Source organism: Phycisphaerales bacterium (assembly GCA_029268515.1).
Classification (GTDB): Bacteria; Planctomycetota; Phycisphaerae; order Phycisphaerales; family SM1A02; genus JAQWNP01.
Window position 1 is genome coordinate 595,888 of sequence record JAQWNP010000006.1, and the last position, 22,681, is coordinate 618,568.

23 protein-coding genes and 1 tRNA gene are annotated in these 22,681 nt (G+C 50.6%); 13 read left to right on the plus strand and 11 right to left on the minus strand.

The window, feature by feature from the left end:
* Positions 1 to 23: 23 nt before the first annotated feature.
* The 6 genes from lptB to P8J86_05380 all read right to left on the minus strand — a co-directional run bounded on the left by lptB (position 24) and on the right by P8J86_05380 (position 4,096).
* Positions 24 to 773 carry an LPS export ABC transporter ATP-binding protein gene (gene lptB / locus P8J86_05355; GenBank protein ID MDG2054117.1) on the minus strand — a complete coding sequence of 250 codons (750 nt, stop codon included), beginning with the start codon at positions 771 to 773 and terminating at the stop codon, positions 24 to 26.
* Positions 774 to 850: 77 nt separating this feature from the next.
* Complete coding sequence (locus P8J86_05360) at positions 851 to 1,123, minus strand: hypothetical protein (GenBank protein MDG2054118.1); 273 nt, start codon at positions 1,121 to 1,123, stop codon at positions 851 to 853.
* 61 nt (positions 1,124 to 1,184) lie between these two features.
* Positions 1,185 to 2,042, minus strand: a complete 858-nt coding sequence (locus P8J86_05365; protein MDG2054119.1) for a hypothetical protein — start codon at positions 2,040 to 2,042, stop codon at positions 1,185 to 1,187.
* A gap of 113 nt (positions 2,043 to 2,155) precedes the next feature.
* Entirely contained in the window at positions 2,156 to 2,812 is a 657-nt protein-coding gene (locus P8J86_05370) for a hypothetical protein (protein MDG2054120.1), read from the minus strand.
* Positions 2,812 to 3,423 carry a hypothetical protein gene (locus P8J86_05375; protein ID MDG2054121.1) on the minus strand — a complete coding sequence of 204 codons (612 nt, stop codon included), beginning with the start codon at positions 3,421 to 3,423 and terminating at the stop codon, positions 2,812 to 2,814. The genes P8J86_05370 and P8J86_05375 overlap by 1 nt, the downstream gene beginning before the upstream one ends.
* Positions 3,424 to 3,523: 100 nt before the next feature.
* Complete coding sequence (locus P8J86_05380) at positions 3,524 to 4,096, minus strand: hypothetical protein (protein MDG2054122.1); 573 nt, start codon at positions 4,094 to 4,096, stop codon at positions 3,524 to 3,526.
* 295 nt (positions 4,097 to 4,391) lie between these two features.
* Here P8J86_05380 and P8J86_05385 point away from each other — a divergent pair, with 295 nt between their 5' ends.
* The 5 genes from P8J86_05385 to atpG all read left to right on the plus strand — a co-directional run bounded on the left by P8J86_05385 (position 4,392) and on the right by atpG (position 9,309).
* Positions 4,392 to 4,868 carry a hypothetical protein gene (locus P8J86_05385; protein ID MDG2054123.1) on the plus strand — a complete coding sequence of 159 codons (477 nt, stop codon included), beginning with the start codon at positions 4,392 to 4,394 and terminating at the stop codon, positions 4,866 to 4,868.
* 24 nt (positions 4,869 to 4,892) lie between these two features.
* The gene (thiE, locus tag P8J86_05390; protein ID MDG2054124.1) at positions 4,893 to 5,942 is read left to right on the plus strand and encodes a thiamine phosphate synthase; all 1,050 of its coding nucleotides are present in this window, start codon (positions 4,893 to 4,895) and stop codon (positions 5,940 to 5,942) included.
* 174 nt (positions 5,943 to 6,116) lie between these two features.
* Positions 6,117 to 7,526, plus strand: a complete 1,410-nt coding sequence (locus tag P8J86_05395; GenBank protein MDG2054125.1) for a sodium:proton antiporter — start codon at positions 6,117 to 6,119, stop codon at positions 7,524 to 7,526.
* Positions 7,527 to 7,531: 5 nt separating this feature from the next.
* Positions 7,532 to 8,407: an MBL fold metallo-hydrolase gene (locus tag P8J86_05400; protein ID MDG2054126.1), complete on the plus strand. Its 876-nt coding sequence runs from the start codon at positions 7,532 to 7,534 to the stop codon at positions 8,405 to 8,407.
* 20 nt (positions 8,408 to 8,427) lie between these two features.
* Positions 8,428 to 9,309, plus strand: coding sequence for an ATP synthase F1 subunit gamma (atpG, locus tag P8J86_05405; protein MDG2054127.1), 882 nt, complete (start codon positions 8,428 to 8,430; stop codon positions 9,307 to 9,309).
* A gap of 87 nt (positions 9,310 to 9,396) precedes the next feature.
* On the opposite strand, the gene P8J86_05410 is transcribed toward atpG, so the two are convergent.
* Together P8J86_05410 and P8J86_05415 are read right to left on the minus strand one after the other, a co-directional pair.
* A complete protein-coding gene (locus P8J86_05410) occupies positions 9,397 to 10,092 on the minus strand; it encodes a redoxin domain-containing protein (GenBank protein ID MDG2054128.1) in 696 nt (231 codons plus the stop codon).
* Between the two features lie 60 nt (positions 10,093 to 10,152).
* A complete protein-coding gene (locus P8J86_05415; protein MDG2054129.1) occupies positions 10,153 to 11,064 on the minus strand; it encodes a protein-disulfide reductase DsbD family protein in 912 nt (303 codons plus the stop codon).
* Between the two features lie 297 nt (positions 11,065 to 11,361).
* On the opposite strand from P8J86_05415, the gene P8J86_05420 reads away from it, so the two are divergent.
* Genes P8J86_05420 through P8J86_05430 form a run of 3 tightly spaced genes read left to right on the plus strand, consistent with a single transcriptional unit; the run spans position 11,362 to position 14,856 of the window.
* Positions 11,362 to 11,739 (plus strand): rhodanese-like domain-containing protein, encoded by a 378-nt coding sequence (locus P8J86_05420; protein ID MDG2054130.1) that lies wholly within the window; start codon positions 11,362 to 11,364, stop codon positions 11,737 to 11,739.
* A complete protein-coding gene (locus P8J86_05425) occupies positions 11,729 to 12,673 on the plus strand; it encodes an MBL fold metallo-hydrolase (GenBank protein MDG2054131.1) in 945 nt (314 codons plus the stop codon). Before P8J86_05420 ends, P8J86_05425 begins: the two co-directional genes overlap by 11 nt.
* Positions 12,674 to 12,708: 35 nt before the next feature.
* Positions 12,709 to 14,856 carry a M28 family peptidase gene (locus tag P8J86_05430; GenBank protein MDG2054132.1) on the plus strand — a complete coding sequence of 716 codons (2,148 nt, stop codon included), beginning with the start codon at positions 12,709 to 12,711 and terminating at the stop codon, positions 14,854 to 14,856.
* Between the two features lie 95 nt (positions 14,857 to 14,951).
* On the opposite strand, the gene P8J86_05435 is transcribed toward P8J86_05430, so the two are convergent.
* Positions 14,952 to 15,419, minus strand: coding sequence for a DUF5684 domain-containing protein (locus P8J86_05435; GenBank protein MDG2054133.1), 468 nt, complete (start codon positions 15,417 to 15,419; stop codon positions 14,952 to 14,954).
* Between the two features lie 407 nt (positions 15,420 to 15,826).
* Between P8J86_05435 and P8J86_05440 the strand changes: the two genes are divergently transcribed.
* The 4 genes from P8J86_05440 to gap all read left to right on the plus strand — a co-directional run bounded on the left by P8J86_05440 (position 15,827) and on the right by gap (position 18,709).
* Positions 15,827 to 15,900: transfer RNA gene (locus tag P8J86_05440), tRNA-Ile, on the plus strand.
* A 152-nt stretch (positions 15,901 to 16,052) separates the two neighbouring features.
* Positions 16,053 to 17,003: a malate dehydrogenase gene (gene mdh / locus P8J86_05445; GenBank protein MDG2054134.1), complete on the plus strand. Its 951-nt coding sequence runs from the start codon at positions 16,053 to 16,055 to the stop codon at positions 17,001 to 17,003.
* A 31-nt stretch (positions 17,004 to 17,034) separates the two neighbouring features.
* Complete coding sequence (locus P8J86_05450; protein MDG2054135.1) at positions 17,035 to 17,601, plus strand: cob(I)yrinic acid a,c-diamide adenosyltransferase; 567 nt, start codon at positions 17,035 to 17,037, stop codon at positions 17,599 to 17,601.
* 94 nt (positions 17,602 to 17,695) lie between these two features.
* A complete protein-coding gene (gene gap, locus P8J86_05455) occupies positions 17,696 to 18,709 on the plus strand; it encodes a type I glyceraldehyde-3-phosphate dehydrogenase (protein MDG2054136.1) in 1,014 nt (337 codons plus the stop codon).
* A 27-nt stretch (positions 18,710 to 18,736) separates the two neighbouring features.
* Here gap and dnaN read toward each other — a convergent pair whose 3' ends face one another.
* A complete protein-coding gene (gene dnaN / locus P8J86_05460) occupies positions 18,737 to 19,849 on the minus strand; it encodes a DNA polymerase III subunit beta (GenBank protein ID MDG2054137.1) in 1,113 nt (370 codons plus the stop codon).
* 245 nt (positions 19,850 to 20,094) lie between these two features.
* Between dnaN and P8J86_05465 the strand changes: the two genes are divergently transcribed.
* The gene (locus tag P8J86_05465) at positions 20,095 to 22,059 is read left to right on the plus strand and encodes a transketolase (protein MDG2054138.1); all 1,965 of its coding nucleotides are present in this window, start codon (positions 20,095 to 20,097) and stop codon (positions 22,057 to 22,059) included.
* A 7-nt stretch (positions 22,060 to 22,066) separates the two neighbouring features.
* Here the strand turns inward: P8J86_05465 and P8J86_05470 are convergent, their stop codons facing one another.
* Positions 22,067 to 22,588: a ferritin gene (locus P8J86_05470; protein ID MDG2054139.1), complete on the minus strand. Its 522-nt coding sequence runs from the start codon at positions 22,586 to 22,588 to the stop codon at positions 22,067 to 22,069.
* Positions 22,589 to 22,681: the final 93 nt, after the last annotated feature.

Below are 22,681 nucleotides of genomic sequence, written 5' to 3' on the forward strand. Positions count from 1 at the left end.
AGTAGCAGATCTGGGGGCGAAATCTATTCAAGGCTATGGTCATCGAACTCATCACCTCGGAACGTTGAGGCGAGGTAGGCCTCCCGTACGGAGGGATCATTAATAATAGTCTTTGGGTTGCCCTCTTTGAGGTTCTTGCCCTCATGAATAATGTAGGCTCGATCACATATTCGTAGTGTTTGCTGCACATTGTGATCAGTGACCAGTACAGAGATTCCAACCTTGACGAGTTTTCTTACTTCGCTTTGAAGTTCTTCGACGGTATGTGGATCGACTGCGGCAAACGGCTCATCGAGGAGTATCAGGCGTGGCTTTGTGACCAAGGCTCTTGCAATTTCAAGTCGACGACGCTCTCCACCTGAGCAAGTGCGAGCGAGGTCACCTGCCTTATGCATGAGGCCAAATTGATCCATCAATGCGTCAGCTCTCTCTTGGCAAACACGCTTTGGCAACCCCTGTGTTTGTAAGATGGCTAGTAGATTCTGTGAAACAGTCAGACGTTGAAAGACACTGGGCTCTTGGCTGAGATAACCCATGCCCTGAAGTGCATGCTTGTACATGGGCAGATTCGTGACATCTTGATCGCGGAATGTAACCTGCCCACCTTCTGGCGTGATCATGCCAATGACCATTCGGAAGCTGGTGGTTTTACCTGCGCCATTACGGCCAAGCAGACCAACAATCTCACCCTCCCCAACATGGAGCGAAACTTTGTCAACGACGCGGCGGCCGCCATATGACTTGATGATGTCTTTGACTTCAAGAAGTGGCATAGTTGCACAGCCACCATACGCTCAGATTGAGGGTCATGGCAAGATGCGGTGGGTCATCAGAAAGCACAATGTGGGCTTCAGGGGCAATTGCCATCAGCTACTTCGGCCATGGCCTTGGCCCAGGCCATCATGAGGGCCTGCTGCTCTTTGGCTGGGAGGCTCAACAGCGCCTGCTGGTAGACGGTATTGAGCTCCAGTTGTCGGCTCAATGCTTCCGTTTGTGCCGTCATCGAGGCATTTGGATCCATTCCGATACAGCAGACTTTCTTGTATTCGTCCACGATAGCCTGGTATTGATCTGCAGAATTACCGCAACCAGCCAGGGCGACAGAGGCGATAAAAAGACTCATCAGGAATTTCAAAGTAATGGTCTCCTATCTAGAGTTTGACGAGGCCCGGTCGCGGCCACGCTTATTTGCCATCATCAGCGTCGCCCGTCGGGGCATCTGGATCTTTATTTTCCAGGATCGGCTTTACAGGTTTGGCGTCTTCTTTCCATTTATCTGGATGGAACTTGTGCGCCAGGATGCCGACGATTTTGTCCAGATTGGTATGTATATAGGCATCGAGTTTAATACGCTGCTCATTGGCAATCACGACTGTTGCAACAGACTTCGCCATCCAACGACTCATATCAATATCAATTATTTCTTCTGCAGAAAAGTGACCTTCGGGTGTCTGAAGCGAGCCATCATCTTCTAACACATACTTATTCGTTCGAATAGAGAGCCACTGCCACAAGAAGTAAACCGTAAAAGGTAGGCAGATAATAAAGAGCCACTGTATAGCGCTATCGAACTTACCAGGAGCCGTCACTTCTTCCAACCCCCTCAGCTCACTATTGATACGTTCATTAACTAGTCTGGTGAGTTCAGGGTTCGCCTCGCGATTCTCTAAAACCACCTTGCTTTGACTAAGTATTATTACAAGTTGAATGTCGCGGTTCTCTTCTTCTACGAGGCGTTTTTGTAATTCTTCGGGCGAACTGTTGTTCTGGGAAAGGCTATTTACGGCGTTATTAAGTCTTCCTTGGAGTTCCTTTAACATTTCATCGATGGCGGCCAGCGCTTCTTGATTCAGCTCTTGATCTGTTGAAGTAAGTGATTGCTGGACCATGCCCACGACATGCTTGACTTTTGCTTGCCACGCTTGATTAGGAATGGAGATCATGTAGTCATACAGTCCCCAGAGCCCGAATACCAGGCACATCAGTGCCAATGCGATCGATCTACCTGTGTGCATTCTTGAGACTGATGTTTCAACGGCCATTGAGAGAGTTGCCTTTTTAGTTCTTGAAACGGCAGACCGCCGTTGGTTGAAGGTTGATGACTGATCCGGCTGTGAGAGCATAGACGCTCTCAGTGGCTTTAGTGGTTGTCGGCTTATGCCGCGGGCTTGCTGCAGGCTTCCTGGCAAGCGGCCTGGAGAGCCCGATGCAGGGCCTCGTGTTCAGGGACAGCATAAAGACGATCACAAAGTGCATTAATGCGCCTTTCAACTGGCATGGTCTCATCCAGGCTGGAAACCGCCCAATCACCAATTGCAGAAAGAGCATTGAGCATCCATGCTAAATCAGGGGCATTAAGATCAACCGGAGGTTCGATCTTGGTTCGCATTGTTGCCCCAGGCGCAATAAGAACGACTGGGCACATTTTTAGCTGAGTGATTGGCTCCCGGCATATCACGAGCACCGGAACCTCATGCTCTAGGCACGCCAAACGCAATCTCCGACCGTCCATGCCAACCTGCGGTGGTTGAATCAAGTACGCACCAGGGGCGACTCTTAAATCCTCAGTGACTGGCCGATCATTAATGGTGACTTGTCCAACATCGACGGCTTCAGCAAGACGACCCATTCGGGCAGCACAAAGCGGGTCGATTGCCTGATTCATCAGTTCGAAGTCATTGGCCTCACGAGCCACTTGAAGCACCTTGTCTGCTTCGCGCTCCGCCTCAAAGAACCGCCCTTGCTCAGCCGCCTCAGCAGCGTGAGCAACCATGGCGACTAGTTTTCCATGTTTATCATTTGCGGCGGGCATTAGCTCTCTCCTCTAATCAACCGTTCTTGTAGGCCTTGAAGAAGGCCCCGCCACTGAGAGACCACACCTGGCATTTCGTACGCCAGTGTATCAGTCAGTACAACTGGGTTGCGAATGATAATTGCATCCCGGAGTGATTTAAGGGACTTGCTAAGTTGTTCGACGGCGTCTTCCCCTGAGCCAATACTGGAGATCTCTACTTTGAGATCAATGCCAAGTATTGAGGCTCCAAGTGTGACCGACCTTTCGATCTCAGTCCACAACTTCAGAGCAATGCCCAGGGATTCCATGGCTGTTCCAAGCTCATCGCGCCCCAACGCGTCCGCAGCTTTGGATTGAAAGGTTTCAATTTCTTCTAGTGCGAGTAGTGCATCACCAAGGGTAGAGGTAACCAATTCTTTTGGTGCTGCACTTGTGAGAGCGACTGTTTCAGCCTCAAGGCCCCCCATATCGGCGGAAGTGATTTGTGTATCACTCCAACGCGTTCCATCAACATGGACTTCAATGATGACACGTCCCTGGTCCTGGGCAATCTCTGCGGCTCGATTTAAAGCCGCACGAACAGACCGTTCTGCGATATCAAAGGTTTGTTCGTCGATCATTAGCCGCATTCTTTAGGCACTCCTATATGTGAGAATACGTCAAAAAGAGCTGCTAATGTGCAGGTTTATTTTTTAGCTTATCTATCGAATCCCACAGCGGGATGGTTGATCAGCTTTTGTAGGCTTCGCGTATCGATTCGGCGAGGCCCTGGTTTCCAGTGCTGACTCGAATCACACCTGGCGGCAGAACTTGAGCCATGACTGGTGCACCGGTTGCGACAATGGTCATTCCGTGAGTGGAATCTTCTCCATCTGACAACAATGCGTTCACGAGTGCTGAAAGCAATTGGAAATCCGCTGCCTCACAAAAAAGTGGATCGCGGGCGTTTAGCTCAACGGTGGCGAAATGATCAAATTCTTGCCAGTCATCATTAGAAGCCATGCTAAAGGCAACGGCGTCAAAGACATTGCGCCATTTACTCATAGGGAGGAGTATGAGCTCGTACAAGTGAAGTCGATGGAATACACGATCAACACAGTCGCGTAACAAAGCCGAATCAACTTTTAATGTTTCGCCGCCATCGATTGGTGGTAGGGCAGAACTCTCGTCTTCGACTTGTAAGTGAGAGACGCCATCCAAGTCATCCATCCGAAGGTGGAATAGATCTTCTGTCTCTTTGAGCTCAACAATTCCGTAGTCATTGAGGAGGCCTTTTACCTCCGCATCCTTTACGAATTCCACCTCAATGTCTCCTACGGGGTCATGCCCTATCGTTATCAGTGATGTGAGAAGCGAAGGGCTCGCATTCCACAAAGCTCATCTCCATCGCTGCTCAGCCACGTTTGGAAGAACAATCGCCGATGGCTCAACTGAGAAGTATAACACTGCATGCAGCTCGTTTGCTAGGGTCCCACCACGGGCTATTTGGCGACTTTGGCCATTGCCTCATATTGGCTATTCCCGCATAGCGGCTTATGACAGTATCATCCTCTCGCGGCGGATGGTGTCTTTAATGAGCCTGGAGAGTTTCTGATACATGCAGACAATCTTGTTTATATGTACTGGTAATACCTGCCGCAGCCCCATGGCTGAGGCGATCGCCCGCCATTGGGTCGAAAGTCCATCTACGGGGCTCGACCCTGACGCCATATTTGTTGCCTCTGCGGGCTTATTTGCCGCAGAGGGCTCCCCAGTGAGCCCTGAAACCCTCAAGTCGCTTGAGAAGTTAAAAATCGAACACCGGGGAGCATCGAAGCAGGTCACCTCAGAGATGATTCATAATGCAAGCATTGTGCTCTGTATGACAAATGATCATCGAGCGAACGCGATTCAACTCGCTGGTGGGCACAATGATCTGATGCAGAAGATCATTCTTCTGGATCCAGACGGCGATATTGTGGATCCCATAGGCATGAGCCAAGAAACATATGACCAACTAGCAAGTGAGATGATGGGGTTAATGCCTCGGCGATTAGCGACGCTTTGCTCGCCATCGGGTGGCCTCGTCACCTAATTGCTAGCAGATTTGGAGGCACCTTTGGCATTCGACCCTCGCATCATTGATGCCAATGCTAATCGAGCCCGTGAAGCTGTTCGTGTGTTAGAAGATGCAGCAAGATTGGTTCTCGGTGATGCGGAGCTCGCAGGCCGAGGCAAACTTCTCCGTAGCGCCCTTACGGCGCATCTAGAAGTGCTGCCTCCGGGTTGGCTGGTGTCGAATCGCGCTGTTGCACAAGATGTTGGCACCAAACTTGAGAGTCCCAGTGAGGTCAGGCGCAGCTCATTTGCGGCTTGTTGTGAAGCAGCTGCCAGCCGCCTCGGTGAAGCGCTAAGGGTGCTTGAGGAAGTCTCAAAGACCATTGATATTGATCTGTCTAGAGCGCTGAAAGACCTGCGGTATCAAGGCTACACCTTTAGTGCCGATGTGATTGCAGCAATGGGAACAGGCCGAGCCAAACAGTGGAATTTATGTGTCTTGGTTACCAAGTCGCTCTGCCGCTGCCCTTGGGAAGATGTCATTCAGGGCGTGATTGATGGGGGTGCCCACGCTATTCAGATAAGAGAGCGTGATATCGGTGATCGAGAACTTCTTGGCATGATTCAACACACGGTTGAACGGTGCCGACCAGCGGGGGTCAGCGTGATCGTTAATGATCGCGTTGATTTAGCGCTTGCTGGAGGTACTGATGGTGTTCATGTTGGTCAAAACGACTTATCTATAGAAACAGTTCGAGCCATCGCAGGTCGCTCACTACTTGTTGGTGTCAGTACGCACAATCTTGTAGAGGCCGAAACAGCGGTGCGTCAGGGTGCTGACTATGTAGGTCTTGGAGCCATGTTTTCCAGTCAACTTAAACCGCATATTCAACCAAGTGGCGTTGCCTATCTCGCGACTTTCTTGGAGGCTCATCCAAAGACGCCCTACCTCGCGATTGGGGGCATCACGCCAGACAATGTAGCGCGACTTACGGATTGTGGTTGTCGTGGGGTAGCGGTGAGTTCAGCTATTTGCCAAGCAGCAGATCCAACAGCAGTGGTCGCTCGCTTTGTAAGCGCTCTTGCAGTGCCGGAGATTGCTTCCAGCTGAGTCACATCGAGGCCGAGAAAGGCCAATACATCTGTTTTTGACCCCAAAGACACCGCCTTCGATGGGCGCAATTTGTATCAAAGGCTGCCTCGGACTTTGGCAAAACATAATAGTTAAGACCCCACGCCTGTTCGCCTGGATCATCGCATGGCACTCTGAGTTATTCTGTGGCTTATGTGGCACCACCTTCTCGCTTCGACAGGCCAGCATGGCATCATCTCTAATACGCTCACAGTCTTTTCTGTACTACTGGGGCTCGCCGTTGTCATTGCAGTGCTCACCAAGTTTGTACGCATTCCCTACACAATCGCGTTGGTCTTAGCGGGCCTCCTGGTTGCAATTCTTGGCGCAGCTCCAGAGGGCGCCGTTATTACACAAGAGTTGGTCTTTGCTCTCTTCTTGCCGCCGCTGTTGTTCCAAGCAGGATTACATCTTGATCTGGGATCACTCACACGGCGCGGGCGTACAGTCGCAGTGATGGCTATTCCTGGCGTACTTCTGACCACATTTGCGATCGCCTGTGCATTGGTCGCACTTGTTCCTGACGCTGTTGCGCAGTCACACGGCATCTGGTTGCCAGTTTTACTGCTCGGTTCAATGCTTGCTCCAACAGATCCGATCAGTGTTTTAGCTGCATTCAAGACCAGTGGTGTGCCAATGGATCTTAAGACGCTCGTTGAAGGCGAGAGTCTCTTTAATGATGGCACTGGAGTGGTCGTGTTTTTGATTTTTCTGTGGGCGCTTTTTCCAGTGCTGCGGGACGGACCGCCCCCGCCCGATGCCTATGCAGGAGGGTCTCAGATCACAATGGTTGCCTATGAAGCAGCTGGTCATGCAGGTGAGGTGGATACAGAGGCGCCTTTACAGTCCGGCCAAGCAACGGATCTTTCAGTGGCAAATGCAGTTATCGAGTTCATCAAACTTGTTGGCCTGGGTGTTATCTTTGGCCTCGGATTTGGACTGGCGGCTTTCTGGCTTTTGAAAGTGCTTGATGATGCAGTGCTTGAGAATGCCATTACGGTTGTGCTCGTGTGGTCGACGTTCTTAGTTGCTGAACAATCTGGAGCTTCAGGTGTGATCGCCGTCGTTGTGGCGGGTTTGATCTTGGGCAACTATGGAAAACGTTTGGCGATGAGCAAAAGGACCCGCGACACCATTAATTCCTTCTGGGAATCAGTAGATTTCATCATCAATTCACTGGTCTTCCTACTGATCGGTTTCGAACTGCAGTTCATCGGCGGCATTGAAGTACTGGTCAGGCCCGAAACACTGTTGTGGATCGTCATTAGTTATGTGGCGCTGATGGGATCAAGAGCATGCATGGTTTATTGCATCGCGATTCTCTTTGGCCGCAACTGGCCTCGCGGTTGGAAGCACGTTGTCTTTTGGTCAGGAATCCGTGGGGCCATCCCATTGGCATTGGTCCTGGCTGTCCCAGCGGGCGACTTGCGTGACCTTCTGCTGCCAGTTGCCTTTGGTGTGGTACTCATTAGCTTGTTATTGCAGGGTTTGACAATTCCAGTGTTGCTTAGAATTGTTCCACTAGAAGAAGCAGATCAACCAACCGCGGGCGCTATCTCTTGACAGCGATGATCACCGAACTGGAGTTTCTTGTACTTGGCTCGGGCACTTCAGCGGGTGTTCCATCTATCGGATGTGATTGTGAAGTGTGCCATTCAAAAGATACGCGAGATCGCCGACTTCGAACAGCGAGTTGTTTGAGATTTCGCGATAGCTCAGGTCAAGCTCGCATCATCCTTTTAGATACTTCTCCGGATCTAAGGCAGCAGGCGCTGACGCATAAACTCGATCGCTGTGATGGAATTTTCTACACGCATGGGCATGTGGATCACATCTTTGGGCTTGATGAGGTGCGGCGCTTTAATGTTGTGATGCAATCTCCAATTGATATCTATGCAGAGGCATCGACTCTGAAAGGTCTGGGGCGCGTCTTCAAACATATTTTCGAGAGTGCTTCAAATACGAATCCCTCATTTGTCGCCAACTTGATCGCCAATGAACTTGAAGTTGGCCAAAGAGTCGACCGATTCGGTCTTGGGTTTACACCAATCAGGCTGATGCATGGGCGACTACCAATTCTGGGTTTTCGTATTGAAGCACTCACAGCAGATGGACAGGTTGCGGCCGAGCAGCCGGGGCCACTGCCACTGGCTTACTGCACAGATGTCTCCGCAATTCCGCCAGAGACCTGGCCCCTTTTGACGGGCTTGGAAACCCTGATACTGGACATGTTGCGGCATCGGCACCACCCCACCCATCTGAACCTGGACCAGGCAACGGTGATCGCAGATCAAATAGGGGCTTCAGCGACTTGGTTTGTCCATATGGGCCATGAGATTGCCCATGCAGCGGTCGACCAGGAGCTCCCCGAAGGGCAGGCATTGGCCTACGATGGCCTTCGTTTGCCCAAAGTAGGCCCTGTGAGTTCCCAAACTGACCTTTAGATCGCTACACTGCTCGACCTATGGCACAGATCAGAGAGATCAAAAAACGTCGCGGCGCTGTCAAGACTATTGCTCGTATTACCAAGACGATGCAGATGATTGCCACAGCCAAATTTACGGCCGCCGTACAGCGGGCCAATGCAACCCGTCCGTACGCCGATAAGGTTCGCCAGCTCGTGGAAGAGGTATCTGAGGCTGCAATCGATATCAGCAACCCGCTACTTGAGCCACCAGCCGAAGACCCCCATCGTTCGCTTTTACTTGTCATCACATCAGACCGTGGTATGTGCGGCGCTTATAACTCGCACATTCTTCGCACAGGTATCCAGCGCGTTCGCAGTCAACGAGGCATCAATTCAAAGGTCGACGTTGAAACAGCGGGCAAGAAGGCAGTTGCTTTCTTTGGCTTTCAGAAGATCAACATCACACGCAAGCATGCCTTTGGCGACAAGCCAAGCTATGAAGTGATTGCACGTCTTGCATCGCGTTATATTGACCTTTATGAGAAGGGCAAGTATGCATCGATTGATATTGCGTACATGCGGTTTGAGACCAATACACGCCAAGTGCCGCAAATTATGCAATTGCTTCCATTGAGTAAGCCTGAGCAAAAAGAGACCGAATCAGAGAACAAGGGTACGACAGCACTCTATGATTTCTCCCCTTCTAGCGAGGCTCTCTTGGCAGACTTACTGCCACTGGCAGTCAAAACAAATCTCTACCAAGCATTCAACGATGCTGTTGTGAGTGAACACATCATGCGTATGGTCGCCATGAAGGCTGCTACAGAGAACGCCAATGACCTCGGCCGAAACCTTGGCAGACAGTTCAACCGAGCTCGCCAGAGTCAGATCACAACTGAATTAACCGAGATCATTTCAGGTGCTGCGGCACTCGAGTAGGTGAGCGTAATAAGAATAAAAAAAGGGGCTCCGAGAAAACTCGGGGCCCCTTTTCTATTGCGTTCTAAAAAAATATCTTGTTCGCGATCAGCCCTTGGAAGGATTTCGGTTGTACTTCACACCACATCCCCAGGGACGGGTTTCTGAGGGGTTTACGGTTTCGCCAGCTTTGATCTGCTTGACGGTGTTGACGGCATAGTTGGTTGACTCAGGGTTTTTGCCCCTGCTGTTATCGTCAAAGGCGCCGGAGTATCGCAGGATGCCTTCTTCATCGATCACGTAAACATGTGGCGTCGTGCGGGCGCCGTACATGTGGCCAACCTGGCCACTGTAATCCATGAGCAAAGGTGCTTCATTGCCATACTTCTTAAGTGCAGCAACAGATGCTTCTTTAACTTTGTCAGCAGGCTGATTGGCGGTTGAGTCAATCAGAAGGTAGACAACATTTTCATCGATTTCTTTCATTTGTTTTTGTGCATCAGCAACACGTCCACTGGAGTGAACGCTGGCGCCAGACTCTTTGCCTGAGTAAGGACAAGCTGAGCTAAACCATTCAAGGACCACGATCTTGCCTTTGAAGTCAGACAAGGAGTGAGTTGCTCCATTGCTATCTTTCAAAGTGAAATTAGGCGCTAGAGCATCAACAGTCGCCTTCTCGGGCGCCGCTGGCTTATCGGGTGTTGCTGGTGCAGTTGTCGTCGAGTCTTGCATGGCAGCTGTAAGGCTGACTGCGCCCAGGACCACAGCGGCTGAGAATAAAGTTTTGACGGTTCGATTCAACATAAATGACTCCTATCGAAAGATGGGGTAAATACAGATGAGGGCCTCCTGTAGAGAGGCTCATTAAGACGAACTATGGGGATCTGGCTTAGCGGTTGGTTTGGCCGGGATAGAGAACGAATATGAAGGATCTGTTGGCTTGTCGCCCAGGAGGATGAGCCCACGAAGTTTGAGGTCCTCGCCAAGTGCATTGCGCAGTTCTATTTCAACAGGGACATCAATTTTAAAAAGATTCTTACTGGTCTTTATTGTTGGCGTGCCGTACTCAATGCCAGCCATCGGGTTTGGAAAAAAGTCGGCCTTCTCTAATCCTTGTAGTGGACCACTGATTTTGAGAACGCCATCACTAAAGGAAATATCGACGCCTTTCACGGTTTTTGAATCAACTGGTTGAGCTGCTTTGGCGGACTCCACCTGCTGATCGGGTGGCGTAGGCGTAGCGCCAGCGGCCAGTACTTCGATGGCGACTTTTTGGCTTGCATCGCCCAGCAAACAAATTTTTCGGCAAACCAACCAATAGGCATCGATTGCTATTGAGATTTTTCTTGCGTGGTGATCTTTATTGATGGTCAGTGGCACCAAGAACACAGCTTTCTGTTCGTAGCCGTAAACATCACCCTCTGGTTCTACAAATCTCTTTGGTCTTGGAAAAACAATGGGACCTACCTCAATATTTTCGGGCGCTGTCACGTGGAGTTCTGTTGGGGCGCCATTTGCACCAGGGTACGACCAGTAAATATGCCAGTGCTCATCAATGGAAATCTCAATCACGACATAGGTCGTTTCTCCAGCGACGACAGTTTGTGGTGAAGCCCATATTTTGGCGGTGGCAGGCGTTGAATCTTCTGGTTGCGAATTTGGTTGTCCAAATGTTGGTGTGGCGGGCGTTTGGTCTTGTGTCTGCGGATCGCCATTGACAACGGATCTTGAGCAGAGAAGTACGCTTAATGAGAGTAGCAAGGACATTCGCTTCATTGTTGGTGGTCTCATTCCCTGTAAAACGCCAGGGCACGGTGCTTTCGGTCTCCCAGCGGACCGAATTCCCATAGTAGGCCAAACCCATGCCGTGTGTTGCCTTTGCAGTACAAGTATCTGCTCTCTAGCAGTGATTGCCGCGCATCAAGGACAAATCCGTACACTACAAATATGAAACCAACGCTCTTCAAAGCCTCGTGGCAGAGAATGCCCTCACTATTGGCCGGCCTTGTTATTTTTTCGTTCACGGCTTGCCACTCAAAGAAAACCTCTGATTACAGCCTCGAGCCAATCACGGTGCTACAGACTGAAGATTTACTAAACGCCGATGGTGGTACTTGGTTTGGCTTACAAGGTCAGAGTGTGATTACTTTTGTTGATCCGCGGAGTGAGAGTGACTACATCAAGGGGCATATTCCAGGTGCCATTCACCTTCCATTTAGCAAAGTGAAGTCACGCTTTCGCGAAGTTGAAGGCGGTGGCATTCTGATTGTCTATAGCGAGCGATATGAGGACCCGCTGGCCAAAGCCATGAGTAAGCGACTGATTGAATTGGGCGCGGCAGATGTCCGGACGCTTGATGGCGGCATTACAGCTTGGGAGACTGCAGGTAAGCCAGTGGTCAGTGGCAAAAAACCAATGCCACCAAATGCAGATTCCATGAGTGACGGCTGAGTGGCAGTTGCCTGTTGAAGTCAACATCATCGACCTCGAGTTTGGCGGCGTTCATGGTCGTATCGGTGCCTATCTACTTGAAACAGAAATTGGACTGGTATTAATAGAAGCAGGCCCTGCTAGCACACTCGATGCACTTGAAGCGGGCTTAGCTTCCAGGGGCTATCAACTCAGCGATATATCAGATGTGTTTGTCACTCATATCCACTTGGATCATGCAGGAAGTTGCGGATGGTTGGCAGAACAAGGATGCCGAATTCACGTTCATGAGTTCGGGGCTCAGCACCTCTCTGACCCAACCCGGCTCATGGAAAGCGTGCGTCGCATTTATGGCAAACAGACAGATGTACTCTGGGGCGAGGTGAAGCCTGTTCCGGAGGCGCTCATTTGTCCCATGCGTGATGGTGATGTGTTTGATCTTGGAAACGCATCATTGAAAGCATATGAAACACCTGGGCATGCTCGGCACCACCACGCACTACTTCTTGATGACGGTCACCAGCGAAGCTGTTTTACGGGGGATGCAGCAGCCATGCTGATTCCAGCGTATGAGCGATTTATACTCCTGCCAACGCCGCCACCAGAATTTGATCTTCAAGCATGGCTAGCGAGCCTAGACTTACTGGAGCGTGTTCAAGCGGAGGCCTACTTTTTGACCCACTTTGGAAAAATTGAAAATCCAAAGTCCCACTTTCAGTGGGTCAGAGAGGCCCTTTCGGCACATTGTTCATTCATTGCAGAGCGCGTTCAACAACAAATGAGCCTTGATGAAATCATGCAGGCTTATCAACCTTGGTTTCAGTCAATTGCGAATGAAGCTGGTGTTGAAAGTCAGACCTATGATGCGAACGTGCATACCTATCTGATTCGGATGAATGTGGTTGGCATCATGCGCTATCTTGATAAGAAACAAGAACGAGCAAAACAGCATTGAGAGACGAAGCTCTTAGAGGAAGATAGGTAGGCGCATTGAACTTAATTTATCTGTGCATTCTTGCAGCAATGTTCGGGCGGCCCGCTGGCCCCGATGGACTGACAAAGCAAAGCCACCTTCTTGGATGGATTCCATCGCGGCGTGGTGAGCAGCTGCGTTATGAAGACAAACTCAACGCATCTGTAACAGCTCGTAGCATCGCCGCATTTCACGAATTGTTTACAACCATGCCGCACCATGCGGGTAGCCAAGGTGATCAGGCAATGGTAATAATTCTTACTGCTGCATTTGAAAATCTGGGCATCATGGTTGAGAAGCAGAGTATTTGGCCATACTTATCAGAACCCGTTGATGCTGCTGTTGAAATTATTTCTGTTTCGGGAATGAAGCCTGACAGTAGCTATCCACTGTCACTGTCGCTGAAAGAAGCGGCACTCGGGGCGGATCCAGCAACCAGTCATCCAGAACTCCCTATTGGATGGTCGGCTTATAGTGGTAGCGGCGATGTCACTGGGCAGGTTGTCTATGCGAACCGAGGTACGACTGAAGATTTTGCGTTGCTCAAGGAAATGGGTGTTGAGGTAGAAGGCAAGATCGTTCTGGTTCGCACCGGCGGTATCTTTCGGGGCATAAAAGCAAAGAATGCGCAGCATGCGGGTGCGGCTGCGATGTTGATGTACCCCGATCCTGCTGACGTTGGATATGGGAAGGGTAGTCCCTATCCAGATGGTGGCTGGGCCAATGGCAATAGCATTGAGCGGGGCACCGTTTTGTGGATCGACCAGCCAGGTGATCCACGTACGCCAGGCCGTGAAGCTCGCCAATGGACACGGCGCACGAATCTAAGTGAAATTGATTTGCCAAAAATCCTTGTGCAGCCAATGGGATGGGACCAAGCCTCTGAGATTCTGTCACGCATGAATGGCGCTAATGCGCCCGAGTCCTGGCAGGGGCAACTACCGTTCATTTACCGTATGAGTGGTGGTGCTGACTTAAAAGTGCGGGTCAAGGTCGAGCAAAAGAGAGCTTCGACGATGGTCACGAATGTCTTGGGAATCATTCCTGGCGCTCTTTACCCGGACCAGAGGATCGTCATTGGATGTCACTACGACGCATGGACATTTGGGGCTGGTGATCCTCATGCGGGAACGATCGTTTTATATGAAGTGGCCCGGGCATTTGCTGATGCAGCAAAGTCAGGCAAGCAACCAGACCGCACTATTGTCTTCGCGAATTGGGCGGCAGAAGAGTTTGGCATTGTTGGCTCTACCGAATATGTCGAGGCCAATGAAGCGATGCTTGGTGCGAGTACTGTCGCCTACATTAATCTTGATATGGCGGCGATGGGCCCGAATTTAAGAATGAGCGTTTCGCCAACGCTCAGATCAATTGCAGCAGGCGCTGCACAATCGGTACCACAAGCTGGTGGTGAAGCTGATCAAACAGCCTACGATCTTTGGAGCCAACATGGAACCAAAGAGCCGTTTGGAGATCTTGGCGGTGGATCTGACCACGTTCCATTCGTCGGTCGATTGTGTGTTCCAGTCATCAGCATTGCTGCCGGCGGTTCTGATGGCAGTTCATATCACTCTGCATATGACACGTTGACTTGGTATCGGAAAGTCGTTGGTGCTGACTATCAGCCAGCAATCATGCTCAGTCGCATAGTGAATGTGCTCGCTGCACGGCTATCAAATGCTGATCTCCTGCCATTCAATCCAGAAGCCCATGTGAAATATACGCTTGCAGCGATCAATTCGATTGAGGCAGAGGCCCAACGAAAGGGATTGACTACAGACTTTAGATCTTTGAAACAACGGATCAACGTGTTTTCAAAGAGTGCTGCAGCAGCCCAGAGCAAAATGACGGTGGCGATCGAAACCGGCCGTATCAAAAGAGGTGGGCTCTCTGATCGAATCAATACGGTCCTTCTTGAAATGGATCGCACATGGATGACTGAGGATGGGTTGCCCGAGCGAGATTGGTATAAAAACCTACAAGTCTCGCCCAATCCCCTCACAGGCTATGGCGCATGGGCATTACCCGCGCTGCAGCGAGCAGTCACATTGGGTGATCAAGAAGCGCTTGATGTCGCAACAGAGCAATACATTAAGGTTTTTCAAGATCTTGGCGATCTTGTATATAAGCTCACCAGCCTGATTTCCAGATGGGACACGCGATAACCTAAGCACACCCGTAGGTCCTGGGCTTGTTAAAAAAACACGGGGAAGCTGAGCTTCCCCGCGCGTGTATTGGGTATTACAGAACGGTTGTTCGGTTAGCCTTCAGCCGGTGGTGGTGTCCACTTGGCCGAGCCAAAGCCGAGTATCCAGTAGAAGATCACTGGCAGAACTACCAGGCCAAGCACCGTGCCAACACCGCGGTTGAAACGCTCAGAGATGCCGATACAGATCAGGATCCACATGATGAAACCGATCAATGGGATGAAAAAGAGCAGTCCCCACCAGCCGGGCTTGCCACCGACCTTCGGTATAAAGAACAGGTTGACGATTGGGATGATCGACAGGATTCCAGGGATGTTCGCTTTGCTGAACACCTTCCAGAGTCCGAGGCTAACGACCACAAAGACGGTCACAAAGATGATGACAAAAACCAGGATACCGCCGTCAGTAATCTCCCCGGCTTCCGCGTTATCCTGCATCAGTTGGTAGCTAGGTTCCGACTCCATGGTCGTAGCATTCATTGAACCAGGGCTTTCGCCATCCTGGTTGGAAAGAGGATCCATAAATAAGTTCTCCTGGGGTAAATGTAGTTACAAATGGATTCCAAGGGCTATCGGGCGGCATTTCTTAATCTCACCACTGACTTGTCGAAATTTTCTTGGTTGCCGCACTAAAATGGGGTTTTTGGCTTCTCAGGAGGTTTTCTGGATCTGCCATGCTCTGGTGTTCTTTGGATGCACGGCCCCACGAACTTGGGCCGGGGATGCCCATTGATCGGATCAGATTCTTTGCTCGTCATAGTAGATTGGTCATGAGACAGCAGTACCCAAATAGCATGCTGGACCAACCCGGTGACCTCACATAATTGCTCAATTGCCATATGGGACACGCGATAACCTGAGCACTCAAGGAGGCCCTGGGCTTGCTATACTCCCCGATCCCCCGTCAAGTGATTGCTTGCCGGGAATGCGGGCTAGTAGCTCAGCTGGCTAGAGCGCACCCCTGATAAGGGTGAGGTCGATGGTTCGAGTCCATTCTGGCCCATTTTTGTGGAATTGATCAGGCTCCTGGCGAGGCGCAGGCATGCCCTGGTCACGCCGCCACCTTTTTGTGGGGCACTGTCTTCTTTATCTGGTGCTGCGTGTTGCGAACGGCGGTATCTGCATTGACTCTTACTAAACAGGAGAACCCTTAGTATGGCTCGGCCGAAACTCAGCATTATTGGCGCAGGAAATGTTGGTGCATCATGTGCCCATTGGGCAGCAGTTAAAGAACTCGGTGATATTGTCCTCGTGGATATTCCCGACAAGGAAGGTGTGGCCAAAGCCAAGTGCTTAGATCTCTTTTGTGCGAGCCCCATTGAGGGTTTCGACTGTCAGATGACTGGCACCTCAGACTATTCCGAGACCGCTGATTCGGATGTGGTCATTATCACGGCCGGATTACCACGCAAGCCGGGCATGAGTCGCGATGATCTCATTGCAACCAATGTAAAAATTGTGTCTGAAGTTTCTGAGAAGGTTGCTGAGTTCTCGCCTAACGCAGCATTAATCGTGGTCTCCAACCCACTCGATGCCATGGTTTACACGGCGTGGAAAGCGACTGGTTTCCCAACAAGTAAGATCATGGGCCAGGCAGGTTGTTTAGATGTTGCTCGCTTCCGAGCCTTCTTGGCAATGGAACTGGATATATCAGTTGAAGACATTCAAGCACTCTTGCTTGGTGGGCACGGCGATGACATGGTGCCCCTGCCACGCTTTACTTCCGTTCACGGCATTCCTATTACACAGTTATTGCCCGAAGATCGGATCAACGCCTGTGTTGAAAGAGCAAAGGTTGGCGGTGGCGAGATCGTCAAGTTGATGGGCACCAGTGCCTACTACGCTCCAGCTAGTGGCTCAGTACAGATGGCTGAAGCCATTATTAAGGATAAGCGACGCATTCTGCCGTGCGCGGCCTTCTGTGATCATCAGTACGGTGTCGGCGGTTACTTTGTCGGTGTACCTGCAGTGCTGGGTAAACATGGTGTCGAGCAAATTATTGAGATTGACATGGATGCTTCTGAGCGTGCATTGATGGACGATTCAGTATCACATGTTAAAGACCTTGTCTCGACCGTCACAGAAGCGTTCCCGGAACTGGTGTGATCCTTTTATTCATCCAAAAAAGGATTGCGTAATGAAGCTCTATACCAAGACGGGTGATGATGGTTCAACCGGCCTTTTCGGCGCTGGTCGCGTCGGAAAAGATGATCTTCGTGTCAGTGCTTACGGTACAGTCGATGAGCTTAATGCCTCTTTGGGTGTGGCACTCACGCTGGTGAGCGACACCGACCCTGCAGCTAGCTTGCGACCAACTCTTGTGGCCATCCAAAGTCGACTATTTGATCTTGGTGCTGATCTTGCAACGCCGCTGAACTCGGCGCATGAAGATAAAGTTGCTCGTATCAATGAAGCACATATTCAATGGCTAGAGAGCCAGATTGATGGCATCGATAGTGACAACGAACCCATGCAGAATTTTGTGATGCCCGGGGGTACGAAGTTGGCAGCCTCTCTCCATCTCTCCCGCACAATTGCTCGGCGCGCGGAGCGTCTGGTTGTGGCACTTCAACGGCAGGATTCCATTAATCCACTTACACTTATTTATCTGAACCGTGCCAGTGACTTGCTTTTTGCAATGGCTCGGGCTGCGAATCGGCTGCAGTGTGTTCCCGATGTGCCCTGGCTACCAGGTGGTAGCTAAACTGGATTTTGAAGGGCATTTGAGTCAAGTCGGATTTATCAGATTGGGAATCAGGTATCACTTGTATTCCCACAAATTGTCTTAGGAGAATGACATGGCTATTCGAGTTGCCATTAACGGATTTGGTCGCATTGGACGTCTCTTTTATCGTAGTGCAATGCGACATGGTGGAATTCATGTTGTAGCGGTAAACGATCTCGTACCACCTGAGAGTCTTCAATACATGCTTGTCCACGACACCATGCATGGCCGATTCGAGTTGCCAGTTGATATGACGAGCAAAGGCTTCTCTTGCAATGGCCAAGAGACACTTTGTTTAAGCGAGCGAGAGCCCAATAAGCTTCCATGGAAGGAACTTGAGGTTGACTATGTTTTAGAATCTACAGGGCTATTCACTCGTGGTGAAATGGCACAACTACATATCGAGGCCGGTGCTCGCCGTGTGTTGCTTTCAGCACCAACAAAAACGCCTGATATTGTGCCGACCTTTGTTTATAAAGTGAACCACGAGGCGTACAACCCTCGCAAGGACACGGTTATTTCGAATGCGTCCTGCACAACCAATTGCTTGGCGCCAGTAGCGAAGGTTATTCATGAGACATTTGGACTGGCAGAAGGGCTCATGACAACCTGCCATTCAGTTACCGCAACCCAACCGACGCAAGATGGCCCCTCTCATAAAGATCTTCGCGGGGGTCGCAATGGTTACATGAATATCATTCCAGCCTCGACTGGCGCTGCCAAGGCCGTGGCGATCTGCTTGCCAGAACTACAGGGCCGTTTAACAGGAATGTCATTGCGTGTGCCAACAGCAGATGTATCAGTGGTTGACCTGACCTTTAAGACAGAACAGGCCACAAGTCTGGCAGACATTAATGCCGCTATGAAGGCCGCATCTCTGGGAGCGATGGAAGGCGTGCTTGGTTATACCGAAGAACCAGTTGCGTCCAGCGACTTTGTGGGTGATACAAGAAGTAGCATCTTTGACGCAACCGCTGGCATTGAACTCAATGATCGCTTCTTTAAGATTCTTAGTTGGTACGACAACGAGGTTGGTTATGCCACTCGATGTGTCGACATGTGTTGCATGATGGCAGCTTTAGACTAGCGTCCAGAGAGCGATCGCTCAGTGTGATCAAAGATTCACAGGCATGATGACATAGGTGAATTCATTGCCAGTGCGAAGTACGCCAGGCTTGTTGGGTGCTTTGAGCTCAACTATGACCTGATCGGTGTCCACAACACGTAGTGCATCAGTGATGAAGCTCGGGTTAAACCCAATTTCAACTGGATCGCCTTCGTAAGCGATGGTGTTTAGCTGGACCTCCGCCTCACCCATTTCTGGTGCACGGCTACGAAGAGTGAGTGTGTCGCCTTCGAAATGCAATCGCACGCCACGAGATTCTTCGTTAGTGAGAAGTGCCGCACGTTTAATCGCGCTGAATAACAATGATTTATCAAACGTGACCCGCTTATCTTGCTCTTTCGGAATGACATCTTCGTATGGTGGGAATGAGCCTTCCACGAGGTTACTCGTGAGCGTTGCAAATGATTCTTCGGCACCAATGCCAAAGATCACCTGACTCTCTTCAAGTGAAATTCGAATAATGGTGCCCTTTTCGGAGCCGACTAGCTTATTCAGTAAGGTTAGGGCCTTGCTCGGTACAATGCACTGTTGTTGACCACTGTCTCCATCACATTGACCGCGAGCAATAGCTAAGCGGCGGCCATCTGTAGCCACAAGTTTAAGTTTTCCACCTTCGCGGTCAAAGAGTACGCCGTTGATGGCGTAACGACTATGTTCATTTGCAGCCGCAAAGATTGTGCGTGTAATCAGTGTCCGCAGTGACGCCCCATCAATCTGACAGTCGACTTTTTCAGCATCGAAGTTACGGACCTCAGGCGCCTCTTTGGGGTCTAAGCCAAACACCTTAAAATGCGAATCGCTGCCACGGATATGCATGGTGTTGCCATCGGTCTCAATCGTAATTGTGGGATCTTCACTGGCCCGGACAATCTGAGCCAGTTTGTCAGCGGGTACGAGCGCTTCTCCAGGCTCATCGATTTGTACGTCATCCAGGCTCAGCCGTAGTCCAACTTCCAGATCTGTGGCAGCCAAGCAAAGGCGGCCATCGGCTGCGGCAAGTTTCATGCAATGTAGAACTGGCTGTGGCGTTCGAGTGGCCACAACGCTGCCAACCAGGGCCACAGCATCTTCCAGAGCAGTGCGATCACAGATGACCTTCATTTTGGATTCGTCCTCATATTCTAAGTCTTCTCAATAATGTCAGAGTCTACCACGCCCAGCCTCTAAAGCGGAGCCAGGATGGCAGTCGGGTGCTCATGAAGATCTAGATTGTGAACACTTTTTCCGAGGTTCCTGGGATGCAGGGGCGTTCTAGGCCATTGCAGGGGCTGGGGGTTCCTGGGATACTTCAGGCTTCGGATTGAATCCACCTGCATGTAGGCCCGCGTTGCTATTGAGAGGTTGCTATGTCCTTTAAAACCGCTGTTGATTCCAAAGCCATTGAGCTCAATCACCTTGTTCTGGACATGTGCAGTGAAGCGGGAAGTGGTCATCCCACATCAGCGCTTAGCTTGGGCCACATTGTGACCACACTGCTCTATCACTCAATGCGATGGCTGCCAGACCATCCACGTTACCCAACGTCAGATCGGTTGGTACTTTCAGAAGGGCATGCAGTGCCCATTGTGTATGCCGCCTATGCGGATCTCGAGGGCGTTGTTGGTCGTGAGGGTGAGCATAAGAACCTCAACACCAATGATCTTTCAACATTAAGAGAAGCCAGCTCGCTACTTGATGGACACCCCAATCCAATGGAAGGGTTCCCCTTCTTTGATGCGGCGACCGGATCTTTGGGGCAAGGCCTTTCGGTTGCAGCTGGTCTTGGCCTGGCTGCAGCAGGTGATGACTTAGACAAGAAAATCTATTGCTTGATTGGCGATGGCGAGTCACGGGAAGGTCAGATTTGGGAAGCACTCGATTTTATTATTGACCACAACCTGACAAATGTACTACCAATCTTTAATTGCAATGGTTACGGCCAAGCAGATGCAGTCAGTGATCAGCAATCTGCCGAGACGATGCAGAAGAAGCTCGAGGCTTTTGGTTGGGATGCAATCATCCTTGATGGACATGATGCCGATCAGATTCGTGATGCGATCGAAAAATTCCGTGATCAAAATGCAGATGCTGCCCCGGTTGCAGTGGTGGCACAAACGATCAAGGGCTGGGGCATTCCATCTATCCAGGGGCAAGGTTGGCATGGCAAACCAGCTTCTGGCGAAGCATTGGCTCAGGCCCATCAAGAGTTGAATGCCACGGCTCAAGAACTCGCGACCTCAGATGCGATGGATGAGCTCAGGATTTACCCACCAACAGAATGGTCAGAGTCGGCCACCCCAGAAAAGAAAGCGATGACCCTTGACCAGGCATTCGCAGCCTTTGATATGCAAAAAATCAAACGTGGTGGTCGTTTGGCCACGCGAAAGGCTTATGGACTGGCGCTGCGTTGCCTGGGCCAGGTCAACCCAAATGTGTTTGCACTCGATGCAGATGTTTCTAACTCAACGTTTGCCAATGGATTTGCAGATGACGAAGCGTTGTCAAGCCGTTTTGTTGAATGCAAAATTGCAGAGCAGAACATGATCTCTGTTGGCGCTGGTTTGTCGGCCGCGGGCAAGATTCCATTCTGTTCGACCTTTGCAAAGTTTCTAACTCGTGCATATGACCAGATTGAAATGGGCCTCTACTCTGGAGCGCAGCTCAAGATCGTCGGAAGTCATGCAGGCATCTCTCTCGCCGCTGATGGTCCAAGCCAGATGTCACTGCCAGACATTGCTTGGTTCCGAAGCCTATCCCGCGCCAAGAATCATCAAGGGAATCCCGGCTGCTATGTCCTTCAGCCAGCTGATGCATATGCAGCTTATGCGCTCACTATGGAAATGGCTGATTACGACGGTTTGTGTTACATGCGGACTCATCGGCCCGACGTTGAGTTCATCTATGATGAGAATACGAAGTTTGATCTTGGAGGCTTCGAAGTTCTTACGCACGGCCGTGATCTGTTGATTGCTTCAGCTGGATACATGGTCCATGAATGCAATAAAGCCATTGATAGACTCGATAAACTTGGCATTGATGCCACGCTTGTTGATATGTATTCGCTTCCCTTTGATGAAGAATCGCTACTTGATTTAGCAAACGACAACGGCGGTATGGTCATCACGGTGGAGGACAACTTTGGTGCTAGCATGGGATCAGCTATTGCTGATGCTTGCACTGAAAGCGGTGATGCCTTCACGATTCAGCAGATGTATGTGAAGCGTATTCCGAAGTCAGCACGTAGCGAGGACTCTATTCTTGGGCTTTGTGGTCTTGATGCAGTACAGATTGCTCAGTCGGCGGCAAGCATGCTCGGGGTTGTTGCCTCATAGAAGAGACTCAGCCGGCGGCTTCTTCAGGACCACCATCGCCACCAGATCGACGGCCCATTTGTTGGTCTAGGTGAAACAGGCCTGCCGGATCGGAAGCGATACGCTTTGCAAACGCAAGGTTCTCTCGAGCAGACTTTTCTTCAAGTACCTGCTCCTGAATAAACCAGTCAAAGGCTGTCCGAATGGCCATTGACTGTTCATCTTCTGCCATCTTGCAGACCTTATGAATATGCGCAGAGACGCCCTGCTCGCTCTTAAGAGCATTTTCAAAGACGTCAATCAGGTTGCTAAATTCAATACTGGGCGCGGACAATGGCTCAAATTGCACATCAAGATCCCAGTCGTTCATCCAGTGGTAGATCTTCATTCCATGAACATGCTCTTCTTCAGCTTGCATTTCAAGCCATGATGAGATGCCAGGCAGATCTTGTCGTTCACACCAGGCAGCCATGCCAAGGTATTTATAGAACGCCATGAATTCCATTTGAATTTGTTTATTAAGCGTGCCGACCAGTGTCTTCGAGGGCATTGGTGTTCCTTTCAATGACACTTTTATCATAGGCACATAGGCCTTGGCCTGCTCAATAAGTTGGACTTCGCACAGTCGTCGCGTTCGGGTGTG